Source organism: Maribacter arcticus (genome assembly GCF_900167935.1).
Lineage (GTDB): Bacteria > Bacteroidota > Bacteroidia > Flavobacteriales > Flavobacteriaceae > Maribacter > Maribacter arcticus.
The window spans coordinates 83,279-99,374 of the sequence record NZ_FUYL01000009.1; the positions used below are offsets into that span (position 1 = coordinate 83,279).

General features: G+C 36.0%; 19 protein-coding genes. 18 read left to right on the forward strand and 1 reads right to left on the reverse strand.

Features of this window, described 5'->3' with window-relative positions; genetic code table 11:
• Positions 1-53 precede the first annotated feature (53 nt).
• The 4 genes from B5X55_RS14105 (at position 54) to B5X55_RS19305 (ending at position 4,540) form a co-directional block, all read left to right on the forward strand.
• On the forward strand, positions 54-1,649 hold the full coding sequence (locus B5X55_RS14105) for a serine hydrolase domain-containing protein (RefSeq protein WP_079513278.1): 1,596 nt from the start codon (positions 54-56) through the stop codon (positions 1,647-1,649).
• 92 nt (positions 1,650-1,741) lie between these two features.
• Positions 1,742-2,536 carry an ATP-binding protein gene (locus B5X55_RS14110; protein ID WP_079513279.1) on the forward strand — a complete coding sequence of 265 codons (795 nt, stop codon included), beginning with the start codon at positions 1,742-1,744 and terminating at the stop codon, positions 2,534-2,536.
• A 51-nt stretch (positions 2,537-2,587) separates the two neighbouring features.
• On the forward strand, positions 2,588-3,703 hold the full coding sequence (locus tag B5X55_RS14115; protein ID WP_079513280.1) for an FG-GAP repeat domain-containing protein: 1,116 nt from the start codon (positions 2,588-2,590) through the stop codon (positions 3,701-3,703).
• 357 nt (positions 3,704-4,060) lie between these two features.
• On the forward strand, positions 4,061-4,540 hold the full coding sequence (locus B5X55_RS19305; protein ID WP_079513394.1) for a DUF2975 domain-containing protein: 480 nt from the start codon (positions 4,061-4,063) through the stop codon (positions 4,538-4,540).
• Here the strand turns inward: B5X55_RS19305 and B5X55_RS14125 are convergent.
• Positions 4,533-4,910: a GTPase gene (locus tag B5X55_RS14125; RefSeq protein WP_079513395.1), complete on the reverse strand. Its 378-nt coding sequence runs from the start codon at positions 4,908-4,910 to the stop codon at positions 4,533-4,535. The two genes, B5X55_RS19305 and B5X55_RS14125, sit on opposite strands and share 8 nt — an antisense overlap.
• A gap of 191 nt (positions 4,911-5,101) precedes the next feature.
• Between B5X55_RS14125 and B5X55_RS14130 the strand changes: the two genes are divergently transcribed.
• The 14 genes from B5X55_RS14130 to B5X55_RS14190 all read left to right on the forward strand — a co-directional run bounded on the left by B5X55_RS14130 (position 5,102) and on the right by B5X55_RS14190 (position 16,037).
• Positions 5,102-5,971, forward strand: a complete 870-nt coding sequence (locus B5X55_RS14130) for a DUF4145 domain-containing protein (protein ID WP_079513281.1) — start codon at positions 5,102-5,104, stop codon at positions 5,969-5,971.
• Between the two features lie 161 nt (positions 5,972-6,132).
• On the forward strand, positions 6,133-9,375 hold the full coding sequence (locus B5X55_RS14135; protein WP_079513282.1) for a DEAD/DEAH box helicase: 3,243 nt from the start codon (positions 6,133-6,135) through the stop codon (positions 9,373-9,375).
• Between the two features lie 91 nt (positions 9,376-9,466).
• Positions 9,467-9,961, forward strand: a complete 495-nt coding sequence (locus B5X55_RS14140; protein ID WP_079513283.1) for a P-loop nucleotide/nucleoside kinase family protein — start codon at positions 9,467-9,469, stop codon at positions 9,959-9,961.
• Positions 9,962-9,967: 6 nt separating this feature from the next.
• Positions 9,968-10,711, forward strand: a complete 744-nt coding sequence (locus B5X55_RS14145) for a zinc-dependent peptidase (protein ID WP_079513284.1) — start codon at positions 9,968-9,970, stop codon at positions 10,709-10,711.
• A 93-nt stretch (positions 10,712-10,804) separates the two neighbouring features.
• The gene (locus B5X55_RS14150; protein ID WP_079513285.1) at positions 10,805-10,987 is read left to right on the forward strand and encodes a hypothetical protein; all 183 of its coding nucleotides are present in this window, start codon (positions 10,805-10,807) and stop codon (positions 10,985-10,987) included.
• Positions 10,984-11,490 carry a YegJ family protein gene (locus tag B5X55_RS14155; RefSeq protein ID WP_079513286.1) on the forward strand — a complete coding sequence of 169 codons (507 nt, stop codon included), beginning with the start codon at positions 10,984-10,986 and terminating at the stop codon, positions 11,488-11,490. The genes B5X55_RS14150 and B5X55_RS14155 overlap by 4 nt, the downstream gene beginning before the upstream one ends.
• A 270-nt stretch (positions 11,491-11,760) precedes the next feature.
• The gene (locus B5X55_RS14160; RefSeq protein ID WP_079513287.1) at positions 11,761-13,041 is read left to right on the forward strand and encodes a dicarboxylate/amino acid:cation symporter; all 1,281 of its coding nucleotides are present in this window, start codon (positions 11,761-11,763) and stop codon (positions 13,039-13,041) included.
• Positions 13,042-13,141: 100 nt separating this feature from the next.
• Positions 13,142-13,324: a hypothetical protein gene (locus B5X55_RS14165; RefSeq protein WP_079513288.1), complete on the forward strand. Its 183-nt coding sequence runs from the start codon at positions 13,142-13,144 to the stop codon at positions 13,322-13,324.
• Between the two features lie 10 nt (positions 13,325-13,334).
• Positions 13,335-13,415, forward strand: a complete 81-nt coding sequence (locus B5X55_RS19310; RefSeq protein ID WP_394332849.1) for a DUF2314 domain-containing protein — start codon at positions 13,335-13,337, stop codon at positions 13,413-13,415.
• A gap of 160 nt (positions 13,416-13,575) precedes the next feature.
• On the forward strand, positions 13,576-13,959 hold the full coding sequence (locus B5X55_RS14170; RefSeq protein WP_079513289.1) for a DoxX family protein: 384 nt from the start codon (positions 13,576-13,578) through the stop codon (positions 13,957-13,959).
• 103 nt (positions 13,960-14,062) lie between these two features.
• Entirely contained in the window at positions 14,063-14,407 is a 345-nt protein-coding gene (locus B5X55_RS14175; RefSeq protein ID WP_079513290.1) for a cupin domain-containing protein, read from the forward strand.
• Positions 14,408-14,416: 9 nt separating this feature from the next.
• A complete protein-coding gene (locus B5X55_RS14180) occupies positions 14,417-14,821 on the forward strand; it encodes a group III truncated hemoglobin (RefSeq protein WP_079513291.1) in 405 nt (134 codons plus the stop codon).
• Positions 14,822-14,860: 39 nt separating this feature from the next.
• Complete coding sequence (locus tag B5X55_RS14185; RefSeq protein ID WP_079513292.1) at positions 14,861-15,247, forward strand: hypothetical protein; 387 nt, start codon at positions 14,861-14,863, stop codon at positions 15,245-15,247.
• 154 nt (positions 15,248-15,401) lie between these two features.
• Positions 15,402-16,037 (forward strand): transglutaminase-like domain-containing protein, encoded by a 636-nt coding sequence (locus B5X55_RS14190; RefSeq protein ID WP_079513293.1) that lies wholly within the window; start codon positions 15,402-15,404, stop codon positions 16,035-16,037.
• Positions 16,038-16,096 lie beyond the last annotated feature (59 nt).

Consider the following 16,096-nt stretch of genomic DNA (forward strand, 5'->3'; position numbering starts at 1 on the left):
AACCAAGCTGCTAACCAGACACAAACCGTCATGCACAATTTAAAACACAATTAATGAAAAACTTATATTCCTGTTTATCTTGTATTTGTTTAGCAATAACCCTTATCTCCTGCAATTCAAAACAATCACCCGATAAAAATACTGTTAGTTTTTCTCACTCATATTCGTCTTCATACAAAGCACCCGTTTTTACTCCTGATGAGCGAATGGAAAAGATTAAAAAGATTGCTCCTGAATTACAGAAATTAATAGAGGAGCATGCTAAGACCAAAAATATACCTGGCATTGCTTACGGTATTACTGTCGATAACGAGTTAGTGGTTTCTGGTGCCACGGGATATATAAGTCTTGAGAAGAAAATACCTGCTACACCTTTATCAGCGTTTCGCATAGCATCTATGACCAAAAGTTTTACGGCTTTGGCGATTTTGAAACTTAGGGATGAAGGAAAACTGAACTTGAGCGATCCAGTTAGTAAGTATATTCCTGAAATGGCTACTCTGGAATACCTTACTGAAGATTCACCGATTATTAATATTAAAAACCTCTTAACAATGACTGCTGGATTTCCAGAAGACAATCCATGGGGTGATCGTCAATTAGATGAATCTGACCAAATGTTAATTGATCTTATTAGAGAAGGAGTATCCTTTTCCAATCCTTCTTCTTTTGATTTTGAGTACAGTAACACCGGTTATGCCCTATTGGGAGCTATTGTTTCAAGAGTTTCAGGTGTTCCATATCAAAATTATATTACGACCAATATATTGGAGCCTTTAGACATGAAACAGACGTATTGGGAATACGGTAATGTGCCTAAGGAGCAATTGGTAATGGGATACCGTTGGGAAGAAGAGCAATGGAAGTCAGAACCAATGCTTCATGACGGCGCTTATGGTGCAATGGGAGGATTGATCACTTCTATTGAAGATTTTAGCAAATATGTTAGTTTTCACCTTTCCGCATGGCCTGCAAGAAATGATGAGGATACTGGACCGGTTAAAAGGAGTTCGCTTCGCGAAATGCAAACACCACAGTTCGCAAATTTGAATGTGAAAGCTACTGACTTTAGCAATGAACCTTGCCCATTAATTTCTGGATATGGCTTTGGACTAGGTATTACCACTTATTGTAATGATTTAAAACAGGTAAGTCATGGGGGCGCACTTCCCGGATTTGGAAGCTACTATTGTTTTTTTCCTGAATATGGAGTTGGCATTATGGCTTTCTGCAATCTTACTTATACTGAAGCATATCCTAGGAAAAAGATTGGAGAATTGCTTTTTGAAACAATTGGCCTTCAACCCAGACAACTACCGGTTTCAGATATTTTAATAAAAAGGCAAAAGCAGATCACGGAATTGATTCAAAATTGGAACCCTGAATTAGAAGCTAATATTTTGGCTGAAAATTTTTATATGGATCAATCACGGGAAATTCGTGTTTCTGAAATACAAGAAGTGTTGAATAAAGCCGGAGCTATTCAAACTACCAATGAGGTGAAACCAAATAATCAACTCAGAGGCAGTTTTAGCATTGAAGCGGAGAATGGTGTAATTAACATCTTCTTTACGCTAACACCAGAGAAACAACCAAAAATTCAACAATTAGACATCTCGTTTGAACCATCTGAAAAAAAAATAATATAACCAGATTAATAAATGTGCATAACATATAATAAACGGCATTAAAACGACCGTTTAATATGGGTTATGCTTAATAGAGAATTAAAACCTGAGAGATGCCAATAGAGTCAAATTCTACTTTTCCAGCAAAACTAATTTCCACCGAAATGGAATGGGATGATATCGTTCTTGATGAAGGAGTTCTAGATCAGGTGATGGAGATTAAGAATTGGCTCGATTATGGATCTAAAATAATGAATGAATGGGGTTTGAAAAAAATGATTAAACCAGGCTATCGTGCTTTATTTTATGGGCCTCTGGGAACAGGGAAAACATTAACGGCAATGTTACTTGGAAAAACGTCGAACAGAGATGTCTATAAAGTTGATCTTTCAATAATCGTATCAAAATATATTGGTGAAACCGAGAAAAACCTGGCGAGGATATTTGATATGGCTCAAGATAAGGAATGGATACTCTTCTTTGATGAAGCGGATGCCCTATTTAGTAAGCGAACTGCAACAGATTCTTCGAATGACCGACTTGCCAATCAGCAAACAGCTTATTTATTGCAACGCATTGAAGATTTTACGGGTGTTGTAATATTGGCGTCCAATTTAAATATTAATATAGATGAAGCTTTTAGCAGAAGATTCCAAACCATGATCCATTTCCCCATTCCACAACCCGAAGAACGTTTACAGTTATGGAAAAATGTGTTTTCAGCTAACTGTACATTAGATCCGGGTATTGATGTCCATCAAATTGCTGAAGATTATGAATTGACAGGAGGATCCATTATAAATATTGCGCGCTATTGCGCATTATCGGTCGTAAAACGAAACGATACAGTGGTGACCAAACAAGAATTAATGACAGGTATAAGACGTGAATATAAAACGAAAGCATAACAAAGCCTAAACTGTACTAAAACGCAGTTTAGACTACCGTTACCTACAATTATGAAAAAAATACGAACACAAATAATATTACTTGCTTTTTTGACAATCTCGTTTAAAGGCTTTTCTCAAGAAGTGTCATTTTTTAATGCTGATGGATTTTTTTCAATTGGAACGCAATCAAACCGAACTGCTTCAATAACATTATCAGACATTGACCAAGATGGAGATTTAGATGCACTTGTAGCTAATGGAAGGCATTGGGCAGAACAAAATTATGTTTACTACAATGACGGAAATGGAGGCTTCAAATTAGCCCAACCTATTGGAAAATTCCTTGACGCTTCCTATTCTGTGAAAAGTGCAGATTTAAACAATGATGGTTTTATGGATATTGTAGTAGCCAATGACAACGTTGAGAATAAAATATATTTTGGTTCAGCCAATCAAAATTTTGATAAAGAATTTTCTTTTGGCTTAATATCACCTTCACGAAATCTTGAAATTGCTGATATTGACAATGATGGAGATTTTGACCTAATACTCTCAAATAGAAAATTCGAAAACGAAATTTGCCTAAATGATGGAAAGGGCAACTTTAAAAATATCATCACTTATGGTAACCAATCTGACCAAACAATTCAAACTAAAATAGTAGATATAAACAAAGACGGATTTTTGGACTTAATTACAGCAGAGCGACAGAGTAAAAATAAAGTTTTTATAAATGACGGAAAACAGAATTTTTCAAAAGTAATAGAATTTGGCAATGAAGAAGATGAATCTCGTTCCATTGACCTTGCAGATTTTGACAATGATGGATTTTTAGATGTAGTAGTAGGAAATTTAGATTCAAAAAACAGTATTTATTTTGGCGACAAAAATTTGAATTTTAATCGAGTTTATGATTTCAAAACAGAGCGTTCAACGCTATCAATTAAAGTTGCAGATTTGAATAAGGATGGATATTTAGACATTATTGAGGGAAATTCGGAGGAACGAAATTATGTTTATTTAGGTCTAGAAAATGGTGAATTTATAGAAATTGGATTGCGAGAGGACTTAAAAGACGATACTTATAACATAGAAATAGGAGATTTAAATAACGATGGATTTCCAGATATTGTGGAATCGAATTCTGGAACTTGGAATTTATATTACAGAACTCGAAAGAATTAACTGTGGGCAACAAAGTATAAAAATAATAGCGGTTTAATCGCCAAAACGAAAGTAAGTAAATATAAAAAAAGTCTGTGTTTAACCGAAAAGTTAGTGTGTATCAATTCGCTACTATTCTTATACTAGACTTTGTGCTTCATTATGACTAACCAATAGATTCCCGCTTTCTCGGGAAATCACTTCGTACCTCGTACCTCGTACCTTTTACCTTGTACTTAAAACAAACTGCCTACTGAATACTGAATACTGAAACATAACAACGAACAATTAAAATGCTGGGCATGTTCATTCGCTCTTTAGGATAAAGTTATACCTTCATTGAAAATTTAGACATCATCTACATTTCGAAAGATCATGATGAAAAGAATTTCAATATTATTTCTTCAGGCAGTCATCGTGCTTATCGGTATTGTAGCACTTACTTTTTTGATTTGGACTCCATTGACCGAAGGTCGAGCCACAAATTTAGATGCGTTCAGTATTTACTCTGACCCGTTCATTTTGTATGTATACGTTGCATCGATCGCTTTTTTTATTATCCTCTACAAAGTGTTCAAGTTGCTCAGTTACATCGGGCAGCATAGGGTATTCTCATCAAGCTCTATTAAAATATTAAAGAGTATAAAATATTGTGCAATCGTACTCAGCATTTTAATTGCAATGGCAGGGGTATATATCAGATTATTCCACAATCTAGATGACGATCCTGCGGGTTTTCTTGCTATTTGTGCTTTAAGTGTCTTTGTTTCTATTGTAATCGCAACCACTGCGAATGTATTTGAAATGATCGTACAGAATGTCATAGCTATAAAATCTGAAAATAAACCTTCTAACTGAAGACCGAACCCTGAACCGCAGCCACCAACTCGGCTACCGTTTCAAAGCCATTTAATTTCTCTGTCGTTACCAAGACCTCTAAATCATGCGCTGTTTCTACTAATATAATAGGAAAGGTAAAGGCATGACCAAATTTGCTTTTATAGCTTTTTTGAAATTCGTCTTTATGTAAGAATTCTAGCTCGTAGCCTTTGGCTAATAGGCTTTCTCTAAACGCTTTCCATTGCTTGTTCTCGGTAAAGCTACCGAAGGTTAACGAGCAGAGCGCGCAGTCGTACGTTGCGGGGCTTATTATTTTATGGGCGAAATCGAATAGTTTACTACCGGTGTCGCTATTGGCATTATAAATAAAGAGGATTTTCTTTGACATGACCTTTTTGTCGTAAAAATAAAACAAACCATACATGATTTTAGACTGATTATGGTTTTCCGTAATGTCGTTTGAAATGCAATTTGTAGGTTTATTCTTTAGTGGTATCTTGGAGGGTACGTTTTATGTGTTAATATTAGAAATATACTTACCAATAAGTATATGCAAACGTTTAGTACAATTAGGGAAAAATGAGTAAATGGCATTGTAATAATTGTAAAGGAAAAAGAAATCATAAAGAGTTGTTTGAAAAAAAACTTAGAGGTGATGATGAAGGCTATGTATGGATTGAAAAATATATAGTAATTGAATGCCTTGGATGTGAGAATATTTCATTCTTAAAAATTTTTGGAGATATTACTATGTATGAAATCAATCATGACGGACATCAAGAATTTTATTTTGATGAAACTATTTTTCCTTACTACTTAGACCGAGGTGATGAAATGAAATATTCACATCACCTGCCAGACTCTATAAAAATCATTTACAAAGAAACTATATCTGCATTCAAGGCAGATTCTTACATATTAACTGCTGGTGGGCTAAGAGCTATTATTGAAGCAACTTGCAATCATCTAAAAATCAAAAAAGACAACCTAGAAAAAAGAATTGATACACTTTACAAAAAAGGACATTTAACCCTAAGTGAATCAAAAAGGGTGCATTCTATTAGATTTTTAGGCAATGATGCTTTACACGAGATTGCGATGCCTAAAAAAGAGCATCTATATCTCTTACTTGAAATAATCAATCATCTTTTAGCTAACCTTTTTATTAACGATAAGATCATTAAAGGAAAAGTTGACACTATAATAGACACATATGAAGATTTTATTGTTCTAATTAAAAATCTAATTTCTAAAGAATTAGTAAGTAAGGAATTAAAATTGGATGACCTTTTAGGAAAATCCAAGAGACTAATTGATAAATCAAAAATTGCCGAATTTGAGAAAATCTTAGAGAAAGATGCCGTTGAGAATAAATATGATTTTATAAATCTCACAAAAGACAAAAATTATAAAATATTAAAAGTGCCCGAACTAAGTTTTAATTGGTAAATAACTGTGTCCATCCAAATATTTAAAACATGAATTTTAATTGTTAAACCGAAAGGTTCTTTCTTATTCACAAAATAATATAAAATGAACCTACTAGTTCTTGGGTTATTTATCAAATACAAACCCGTCCCCAAAAATTAAAAACTTATTTATCTGAATAAATGGAAAAAAACCTACCAAAAATTGAAAAGCTCATTTACACGAATGGAAGTAATTTCATAAAACAGTTTTATAATGACTCTCCAATTGAAAATTTTAAATTTGTTCAAAGCACCCCATTTATAATTTCTTCAAAAAAGGAATTTTACTTCATCACTAGTAAGCCTGAAGACATAATACCCGAAAATTGTAATTATGCTATTTTAACCACAAAAAAACCTTCAAAGAAAGATTTTGAAGCTAGTTCTATTAAATTCAAAAGATGGTTAAAACACCCTTTATTTCAAGATTTGACTCCTCAAGATGTAGTAAACTCATGGCAGGGTAAATTTAAATTTATAAAGGAAGATTTTGATAATGACATTAAAGGATTACGACCACCTCAAATGGGGGCTTTATATTCGATATTAGCTCATGTGCAAAACCCCGAAGACAAAGGGATTGTTGTGATGCCTACGGGAACAGGGAAGACAGAAACAATGCTATCAACCCTAATAGCAAATGAGTGTAAGAAGCTCTTAGTAGCCGTTCCATCTGATTCATTGCGTACCCAACTATCAAACAAGTTTATTAATCTTGGGTTGTTAAGAGAATTCGGAATGGTTGATGAAACTTGTCACAATCCAATAGTAGGTGTAATCCATGAAAAGTTTGAAAGTGAAGAAGATCTTTTGGAGTTTGTTTCTAAAACGAATGTAGTAGTTAGCACTATGAGTATTCTTGGTGGTAGTAATTATCAACATCAAATGGCTTTCTCTAAATTTTTTAGTCATTTATTTGTTGATGAGGCACATCATTCCGAAGCAAGTACTTGGAAAAAATTCATACAAAGATTTGATAAGGAGAAGGTGTTTCTTTTTACGGCAACTCCTTTTAGAAACGATGGTCAGAATTTAGATGGAAAATTCATTTTTAACTTCTCTCTTAAAGAAGCGCAAAAGCAAGGGTACTATAAAAAAATAAACTTCTTGCCTATAAGAGAGTATGATAAGGAAGAGGCAGATAAAAAGATAGCAATTAAGGCAGTAGCTAAATTAAGAGAAGATATTGCTGATGGCTATCCACACATAATCATGGCAAGGTGCTATTCTAAGAATAGAGCTATTGAAGTCTTTGAGCACTATAAAGAATATGGAGACTTAAACCCTGTACTCGTTTACACAGGAGTAGCAGGTTTAAAGGACAAGATTAAAGCAATAAAGGAAAAGAAGCATAGTATTATTGTTTGTGTAAATATGTTGGGAGAGGGGTTTGACCTTCCAGAGTTAAAGATTGCAGCAATACATGATGAAAGGCAAAGTTTGCCAATTACACTTCAATTTGTCGGTAGATTTACTAGGACTTCTTATAATAGTCTTGGAAATGCAAGTTTCATAACAAACGCTGCATACCCTCCAATTAAAGAGGAGCTAAATCTTCTTTATGCTAAAAATGCAGATTGGAACCTTTTGCTTCCAAGCATGAGCGAAGGGGCTACCGATAAGGAAATTAACTTTAAAGAATTTTTAGATGGCTTTAATGACTTAGAAAATTCAAAGATTCCTTTTCAAAATATTAATCCTGCTATGAGTTCAGTAGCTTATCAAAATAAGGGGGAAGATTGGAACCCCAATAATTGGAGAGAAGGTATTAACAACATAGGAACGTATGAACATCAATTTAGTAAGCACAATAGAGAGAAAGGTACATTAGTAATCATTTTAGGTAAAATAGAAAAAGTTGAATGGGGAGATTTTGATGTGGTTCAAAACATGGATTGGAATATGATTGTAATTCATTGGGATCTAAGGCCAAAAAAGAATTTGGTATTTGTCCACACTTCATTAAAAAACTTATCATCTACTAAGCTCGTTAAAGCAATATTTGGAGATGAGGTCAACCAAATTAAAGGCATGGATATGTTTAAGATTTTCCATGAGGTTAAGAGACTAACCCTATATAATGTTGGAGCTAGAAAAGGTACGGGGCGTGATATAAGTTTTCAATCCTTTTTTGGAAGAGGTGTACAAGATGGTTTAAAGCTATTAGAGCAAGGAACTCTAATTAAGAACAATGTATTTGGTGTTGGTTTTAAAGAAGGAGAGAAGGTTTCTTTAGGCTGCTCTGTGAAGGGTAAAGTATGGTCGTATTTAAGAGGCAATTTAAATGAGTTAACTCAATGGTGTAGGGATATTGGGGATGTACTTGTTGACCCTACTATTAATCCAAATACGGTATTAGAAAATACTCTTGTTCCAGTAACAATTACTAAAAAACCAAATGTTGTTCCAATTGCAATTGAATGGCACCATGAGATGTTTAAATATTCGGAGAATAGATATGTGCTAAGTGTAAATGGGAGTCATTATAACCTATCTAATTCAGAATTAAACATTGTTGATAGTCCAGGTGACGCCCCATTGCGTTTTTGTTTCAAGACTGAAGATGATAACATAGAGTTTGAATTAGTACTAGGTTTTAATATGGTTGATGGTGAAAAAGTGGCTTTTTACCAAATCAAAAAACTCTCTAGGGATAACCCTGTAATTTCTTATGGAAATAACAGTGAGAATCTAGAGGACTTCTTGCAAGTATTTACACCTACCTTTTGGTTTGTGAATGGCGGTCAATTATTTCAAAATAGCTACGTTGTTCCTAAAGAAAGGGTAGATGGTATTTCACTGGATAGTATAACCACAATGAATTGGGATGATGTTTCTATAAAAGACGAAGCACAAGGTATTGCTCCTTATAAAAAAGAATCAATTCAATATAATTTCATAGAAAAGATTAAAGAAGATTTCGAAATCATTTATGATGATGACGGTAAGGGCGAGATTGCTGATGTGATAGGAATCAATGACGGAGATAAGGTAATAGATATACATCTATATCATTTGAAGTATGCTAAAGATGGACGTACTGGAAACGATATTGGAAACTTCTATGAGGTATGTGGTCAAGCTCAAAAATCTCTTAATTGGAAATATCGTGATGGAAAAGAGTTCTTTAATCATCTTTTACGAAGGGTGACAAAAACTAAAAAAGGAGATACTTGTAGTAGAATTATCAAGGGTACTCAGGATGATTTAGAGCTATTATTGAATGCAGCTAAATGGACTAAGGAGATGAAGTTTCACATTTATATTGTTCAACCAAGTTTGGTGAAAGGGAAAGGATCAGATGATATTATGCTACTTCTTGGAAATACACATCATTATTTACATACCGTAGGCAATGTCGAACTTAAAGTTTATTCAAGCTAAAATAGACAGTTGCGAAAACTTGTTTAAAATCGAAGCAACCTAGAAGATTATATGTTTTAACCATTATGCTAGCTTATTAAATAAAAAACCCATGCTACACCTCATCGTTGGAAATACAGGCTCAGGTAAAACCACCTATGCAAATGCATTGAAAAAGAAAACCAAGGGGGTACTCTTTTCAATCGATACGTGGAACAAGACCCTATTTTTACCAGACAAAAGTCCAACCGACGGCTTAGATTGGTTTTTAGAGCGCATAGAACGGTCGGAGAACATTATCATGAACTTGGTGCAGCAGCTAGAGCAATCGAACACCGACAGCATTCTAGACTTAGGGCTTTCGAAATATGCCCACCGAGAAAAATTTCGGCAATTTGCCGCAGCCAATGGCTTCAAAATAAAACTTCATTTTTTAGATATTTCTAAAGAAACGCGTTGGCATCGCATACAACAACGAAACACCGAAAAAGGCGATACGTTCGAATTTGAGGTAACCCAAGAAAACTTTAACTTCATGCAAAATTGGTTCGAGCCACCGACCAAAGAAGAACTTGTTGGCGGTATCGTCATTACCGAGAAACCCTAATTTCATTTGAATATAAAACACCGATTTATTAGTCTTTTTCTACGACAGAAAAGCAAACAAGAATGCCATAGCATTCTAAGCAAATGGAGCACCTACTACACAGGGCTATCAATACCCAATAAAAAATCGTTTGTGGTGAGAACATTACTCTTTCTGCACACCACCGATTTTGACGCTAAAGAAGGTTTTGAACTCACCCTAGAAATGAAACTGGTGATCTGTAGTGCCTTTGTGCAAATTACTTTTGGCTTACGACAAGATGTGCTGAATATATTCAATGAAGTTTTTGTTACACCGACCTCCTACTCCTACGCTGGTAGAGCTATCTTTTACGACGGTGATGTAAACCCGTTTACCCAACGTGTAAATCTTTCGTGGCCTGCGGTAGAAAAAGGCTTTATCATAACCGATGATGGTTTAAATATTGCCATTCACGAATTCGGTCATTGCCTAATTATCGAAAACGCTAAACGCAATTATCTAGCACGCACGTTCAACGAAACTGACCTTAACACATGGAAGGCATTGGCCATTAAAAAAATACCAGCAGTTAAAGCCGGTGAGTATCAAATTTTTAGGGAATATGGTGGCACCAATTTAATGGAGCTATTTTCCATCACCATAGAAACCTTCTTTGAGCAACCACATGAGTTTTACTCCTACTCGCCTACATTTTATCGTATGACAGCGAAAGTATTGCAACAAGACCCACGTAATAGCAAAAACCCGAAGGAATTAAGAAATGGGTAACCGAAGCAACTCAAAAGCGTTTATACCCCTCAAATTTTTCGTAGAATTGAAAACGTTCTACGTGCTGAACATTGAATTTTAAAAAAGCGACCTATGAAGTATAAAATAGTACCTAACATTATTGCTGTACTCTTAGCTCTTATTATAGGGGTAGCCTTATTCAAGCAAATCGACTTTCTAAATATGACCGTTGAAAAACCCGTATTGGCCTTAGTATACCTCATCGGCTTTCTGGTTTCTATCGGGTTCATGATAAAAAAAACAAAAAACAAATGAAAACAATAGGTACCTACATAGCAATCGCACTTCTAGCGCTTTCTTCGTGCAAAGAAAATAGGCCTTCAAAAGTAGAACGTGCTGGTGAACCTAATGTCTACAATGTAGAAAATGACGACGCCAAAATGAACGAAGCTATTGAGAAAGCTAAAAGTTCGATTCAAGAATTTACAACTGCGCTTGAAAGCGATAATCCTGATTTCGATTTTTTTGCCCTAAAACAGAAATTTGAAACCAGTGATGGTGGTAGTGAACATATTTGGATACAAGACATTCAGTTGATTGACTCCGATTTTATAGGCATTGTCGGTAACGAACCGGTGTATACCAATGCGATAGAATTAGGAGATACGATTACTGTCGACCCCGCCAAAATTAGTGATTGGATGTATTATGAAAATAATTTGATTGTAGGCGGATATACCATTCGAGTACTACGCGATGGCTTAACAGAGGAAGAAAAAGCGCAATTCGACGCTGAAAACGGACTCCTTTTTAAATAAATGGATGTCACCTTCGAGAATTCTATTTTCGACACAAGCATTCAAAAACCCATCGTCAAAAAACGCTCAAACCCCAATTAAAATATCAAATCACCCCCCATTAACATATTCAAATAATTACTACATTTATCCCCGCATTCTGGGCGTTGCTTTGTTCGCTAACTTCTGATTTTTATAGGGAACATGGAAGCTTCGGGGCGCATGTACAAAACAAAAACTTCCTTTCCTAGACACACTGTCACACTACATTTTGATTAAACTTTTGAGCGAATGAATAAAAAATTAGCCCTGCACTGGCAGATACTTATCGGAATGGCCGCAGGCGTGCTTTTTGCACTGCTGTTCACAAATTTTAGCTGGGGACCACAATTGGTTCGGGATTGGATAAAGCCCTTCGGCACCATTTTCATCAACTGTTTAAAACTCATCGCCGTCCCGTTGATTTTGGCGTCACTTATCAAAGGTGTCTCGGACCTGAAAGATATTTCAAAACTTTCTGAAATGGGTACCCGAACGATTGTCACTTTTATCCTGACTACCGTACTGGCGGTTTCTATCGGTTTAGGGCTCGTCAATATCCTGAAACCTGGTAATGCCATTTCCGAAGAAACCCGAATGGAACTTTTAAGCAGCTACAAGGACGACGCCTCAAAACGAATCGACATGGCAATAGCACAAGAAGAAAGCGGTCCTTTGCAGGCATTGATTGACATCGTCCCCGATAATATTTTTTATGCTGCCAGTTACAACACCAGTATGTTGCAGGTCATTTTTTTCGCGATACTATTTGGGATTGCACTTATTTTAATCCCAAAAAAATCATCTAAACCAGTCAAAAAGTTTTTCGACGGATTTAATGATGTCATCCTTAAGATTATTGACCTGATTATGGCGACGGCACCTTATGGAGTCTTTGCATTGTTGGCGGCCTTGGTAGTAGAATCACCAAGTGTTGATCTCTTTTCGGCATTGGCCTTGTATGCAATAACAATTCTCATAGGACTACTATGCATGCTCGGTGTGTATGCAGCGATTGTTTGGGTCTTTACGCGAAAGTCGCCTAGCTTCTTCTTTAAAGGCATTGCGCCTGCACAACTGCTTGCTTTTTCAACCAGTTCTAGCGCTGCTACTTTACCAGTGACGATGGAACGGGTAGAGGAACATCTGCACGTCCCAAAAGAAGTCGCAAGTTTTGTATTGCCCATCGGTGCCACGATCAATATGGATGGTACCAGTTTGTATCAGGCTGTAGCAGCTGTCTTTATTGCCCAAGCCTTTGGAATGGAACTTTCATTGGCTACCCAACTCGGCATCATTGCCACTGCCACCCTTGCCTCCATAGGTTCAGCTGCGGTGCCAGGAGCAGGAATGGTCATGCTAGTAATTGTCCTGGCCCAAGCGGGAATACCTGAAGCTGGCCTCGCATTGATATTTGCCATAGACCGCCCACTCGATATGTGCCGTACGGTCATTAATGTCAGTGGAGATGCCGCAGTATCAATGATGGTAGCAAGCAAAATCAAAATCCCGAAAACTGAAGAAATACTGTAACTTAAATTTTATGCCATACTGGTGTGCTAAATGTTGTCTTGGTTGCAATGTTGATACACAATAAAAGTGTCGATTTTCTAAATTTCAAAAAAGACCACCTATGAAGTTTAAAATTGTACCCAACGTTATTGCTGTAATCTTAGCCGTTATTATTGGGGCAGCATTATTCAAACAAATCGACTTTCAAAATATGACCGTTGAAAAACCTTTATTGGCCTTAGTCTACCTCATCGGCTTTCTGATTTCCATCGGATTCATGATTAAGAAGACAACTACCAAATAAAAATAACCTGATTGTAGGCAGATATACCATTCGAGTACTACGCGATGACTTATCAGATGAAGAAAAAGCACAATTCGACGCCGAAAACTGACTCCTATTTAAATAACCCTTTAGTATTTACTAGCGTATTTTATTCCATCGTATCATTTAAAAATAGCTCAAAATAAACCCAGACCTAGTATATTTAAAACACTAGTATTTAGAAATTTACCGTAATTTGTAGCTAACATTCAAATCAAAATCATACCACTATGGAAACCGATAAAAAAGTATCTAAAGGTGTTTTGTACACTTCGTATATTCTACAAGGCATCGTTGTTCTACTCTTCTTAATGGGCGCAGCAAATAATGTTTTACAAACTGAAATGGCTGTAGAAGGTGCCGTTGAATTTGGCTATCCTGAACATACAGTGCTGTACATGGGTCTCATTTTATTAGTCTCCACTATTTTGTACGCTATACCTAAAACCACCTTTATTGGTGCACTTTTACTTACCGCTTGGCTTGGTGGTGCAGTCGCTACCCATCTAATTCATAATGACCCATTGACCAACATTTTCATCCCTGTAGTATTCGGAATCATCATGTGGGTCGCCATTTGGTTGAGAAGTGAAAAGTTGCGCGCATTGTGTTAATATAAAGGTGTGATTTAATAGTTTCGACCGAATGTATTTTAATACCATGAGAAGTATCATAGTTTGATGGAGTGGTTCTTCTTATCATTACCAAAATACTATTATGAACTCAACATCTTTTACCGAAAACCTAGATTTCAACGACACTAAAGTGGTCATTAAGGTACTTTTGGAAACTTCATTTTCAAAAGAGATTCGCATTTTAATGAAACAAGGTCAGGTAATGAAAGAGCACAAAGCGCCCTTTCCTATTATTGTTCATATTTTAGAGGGTGAAATCGCATTTGGCGTTGAAGGTAACGTACACGATTTAAAACAAGGAGCTATGCTCACCCTTGAAGGAAATGTACCGCATGATCTAACTGCAAAAGCAGATAGTATCGTACGATTAACGCTTTCAAAACAAGATACTGCCGACCGTGTAAAAGACGTTGTAGCACACTCATAAACGAATACTATGAACGATATCACCAATAGAGAAGATGTAGGCATATTGGTACATGCTTTTTACGGCAAAATAAGAGAAAACGAAATGCTAGGCCCTATTTTTAATGGCCACATTACTGATGAACAATGGCCGGCCCACCTGAGCAAACTCACTGATTTTTGGGAATCGAACCTTTTTGGTGTCCGCACGTTTAGAGGGAGTCCGTCTGCCAAACATGTTAACGTCGATAAAAACCTCAACCACACCATCTCGCAAGACCATTTTGCACAATGGTTACAGCTTTGGTTTGAAACGATTGACGAACTATACGAAGGTGAATTGGCCACTAATGCAAAAGATATGGCTCGCAGAATGTCTACGGGTCAGTATATTCATATTTGGCAAAATAGACCTGAGGAATATAGAAATGGGTAATTCTACATATATTGTAGGGTAACATAAAAAACCAGAACATTGATAACAGCTGCTAAATTGATTATTCTCTTGTTTGGAGGATTTATTATAGCTGTTGGTTTTCGTATGCTTTTCACACCCGAGAAAGCAAGATTAATGTTGCAAAAAGCGGGAAGCACGAACTTCATCAACTATGGTGAAATAACGTTTCGATTGATTATTGGTATCGCTCTTGTGGCATACTCGGCAAATGCCAAATTCCCAGAAGCTTTTTCAATTTTTGGCTGGTTTATGAGTATTACTGCGCTATTGCTTTATTTGGCGCCTAAAAAACTGCACCATGCGTTTTCAATGAAATGCGCCAACCTACTAAAGCCATTAGTTATGCAGTTACTGGCTCCGTTCGCATTACTATTGGGTGTATTGATTATTTACAGTACTATTTAAAAATCAACCTAGCGTTTCATGACCTAAAAAATTTAGCCTTTCGAAGCAAATGGGCTATAGATTTAAACAGCTTTTTTTTAAAAAGTAGACCATATGTATCGCTACAACGGTAAGATTTCCTAGTTTTATGTAACCAAAGATTAAAACCAGTACCATGAAATATCTAGCACCTACCTATTTCTTTGATTACGAAACCAAAGAGATTCAAAATCTAGTTGCCGATGTTAAATTAGACTCCGTTACTGAACAAGAAAAAGCCATACAACTTTATTTAAAAGTTCGCGATTCATGGCTGTATAATCCCTATAGCTTAAGTTTCACCAAAGAGAATTACAGAGCTAGTGAAATTGCTAAAAGAACAAAAGGGCATTGCATCGATAAATCTATTATTCTAATTGCTTGCCTTCGCGCTGTGGGTATCCCTGCAAGAATTCACTTGGCTAAGGTCAAAAATCATATTGGAGTAGAACGCCTAACTGAAAAATTCGGCTCTAACGAATTAACGCCTCACGGTATGGTAGATGCCTATATCAATGATAAGTGGCTTAAACTTTCACCTACTTTTAATACATCTTTATGTATCATGCTCAACGTAGCCCCTTTAGATTTCGACGGCGAAAAAGATGCTGTTTTACAAGAATTCAATAAGGAAGGCAACTTGTTTATGGAATACTTAGAAGATTATGGCCATTTTGAAGATGTGCCTATTGAGTTTATGGTTAAAAATGCTCGTGAACACTACCCCCATATTTTTGATGCAAACCCCACCCAAACGGAATTTGAATTGTAGGTTTTGACAGACCTTCATCACTAAAAAATTTATAATCCATACAAATGAAATCTCAAATT

What these genes read in the sequence shown, in the direction of transcription:
- B5X55_RS14105 (WP_079513278.1), top strand. Translation starts at nt 54, where the DNA reads ATGAAAAACTTATATTCCTGTTTATCTTGTATTTGTTTAGCAATAACC.
- B5X55_RS14165 (WP_079513288.1), top strand. Translation starts at nt 13,142, where the DNA reads ATGAAGTTTAAAATTGTACCCAACGTTATTGCTGTAATCTTAGCCGTT.
- B5X55_RS14110 (WP_079513279.1), top strand. Translation starts at nt 1,742, where the DNA reads ATGCCAATAGAGTCAAATTCTACTTTTCCAGCAAAACTAATTTCCACC.
- B5X55_RS14135 (WP_079513282.1), top strand. Translation starts at nt 6,133, where the DNA reads ATGGAAAAAAACCTACCAAAAATTGAAAAGCTCATTTACACGAATGGA.
- B5X55_RS14170 (WP_079513289.1), top strand. Translation starts at nt 13,576, where the DNA reads ATGGAAACCGATAAAAAAGTATCTAAAGGTGTTTTGTACACTTCGTAT.
- B5X55_RS14190 (WP_079513293.1), top strand. Translation starts at nt 15,402, where the DNA reads ATGAAATATCTAGCACCTACCTATTTCTTTGATTACGAAACCAAAGAG.
- B5X55_RS14125 (WP_079513395.1), bottom strand. Translation starts at nt 4,910, where the DNA reads ATGTCAAAGAAAATCCTCTTTATTTATAATGCCAATAGCGACACCGGT.
- B5X55_RS14160 (WP_079513287.1), top strand. Translation starts at nt 11,761, where the DNA reads ATGAATAAAAAATTAGCCCTGCACTGGCAGATACTTATCGGAATGGCC.
- B5X55_RS14150 (WP_079513285.1), top strand. Translation starts at nt 10,805, where the DNA reads ATGAAGTATAAAATAGTACCTAACATTATTGCTGTACTCTTAGCTCTT.
- B5X55_RS14180 (WP_079513291.1), top strand. Translation starts at nt 14,417, where the DNA reads ATGAACGATATCACCAATAGAGAAGATGTAGGCATATTGGTACATGCT.
- B5X55_RS14175 (WP_079513290.1), top strand. Translation starts at nt 14,063, where the DNA reads ATGAACTCAACATCTTTTACCGAAAACCTAGATTTCAACGACACTAAA.
- B5X55_RS14155 (WP_079513286.1), top strand. Translation starts at nt 10,984, where the DNA reads ATGAAAACAATAGGTACCTACATAGCAATCGCACTTCTAGCGCTTTCT.
- B5X55_RS19305 (WP_079513394.1), top strand. Translation starts at nt 4,061, where the DNA reads ATGAAAAGAATTTCAATATTATTTCTTCAGGCAGTCATCGTGCTTATC.
- B5X55_RS14130 (WP_079513281.1), top strand. Translation starts at nt 5,102, where the DNA reads ATGAGTAAATGGCATTGTAATAATTGTAAAGGAAAAAGAAATCATAAA.
- B5X55_RS14115 (WP_079513280.1), top strand. Translation starts at nt 2,588, where the DNA reads ATGAAAAAAATACGAACACAAATAATATTACTTGCTTTTTTGACAATC.
- B5X55_RS14140 (WP_079513283.1), top strand. Translation starts at nt 9,467, where the DNA reads ATGCTACACCTCATCGTTGGAAATACAGGCTCAGGTAAAACCACCTAT.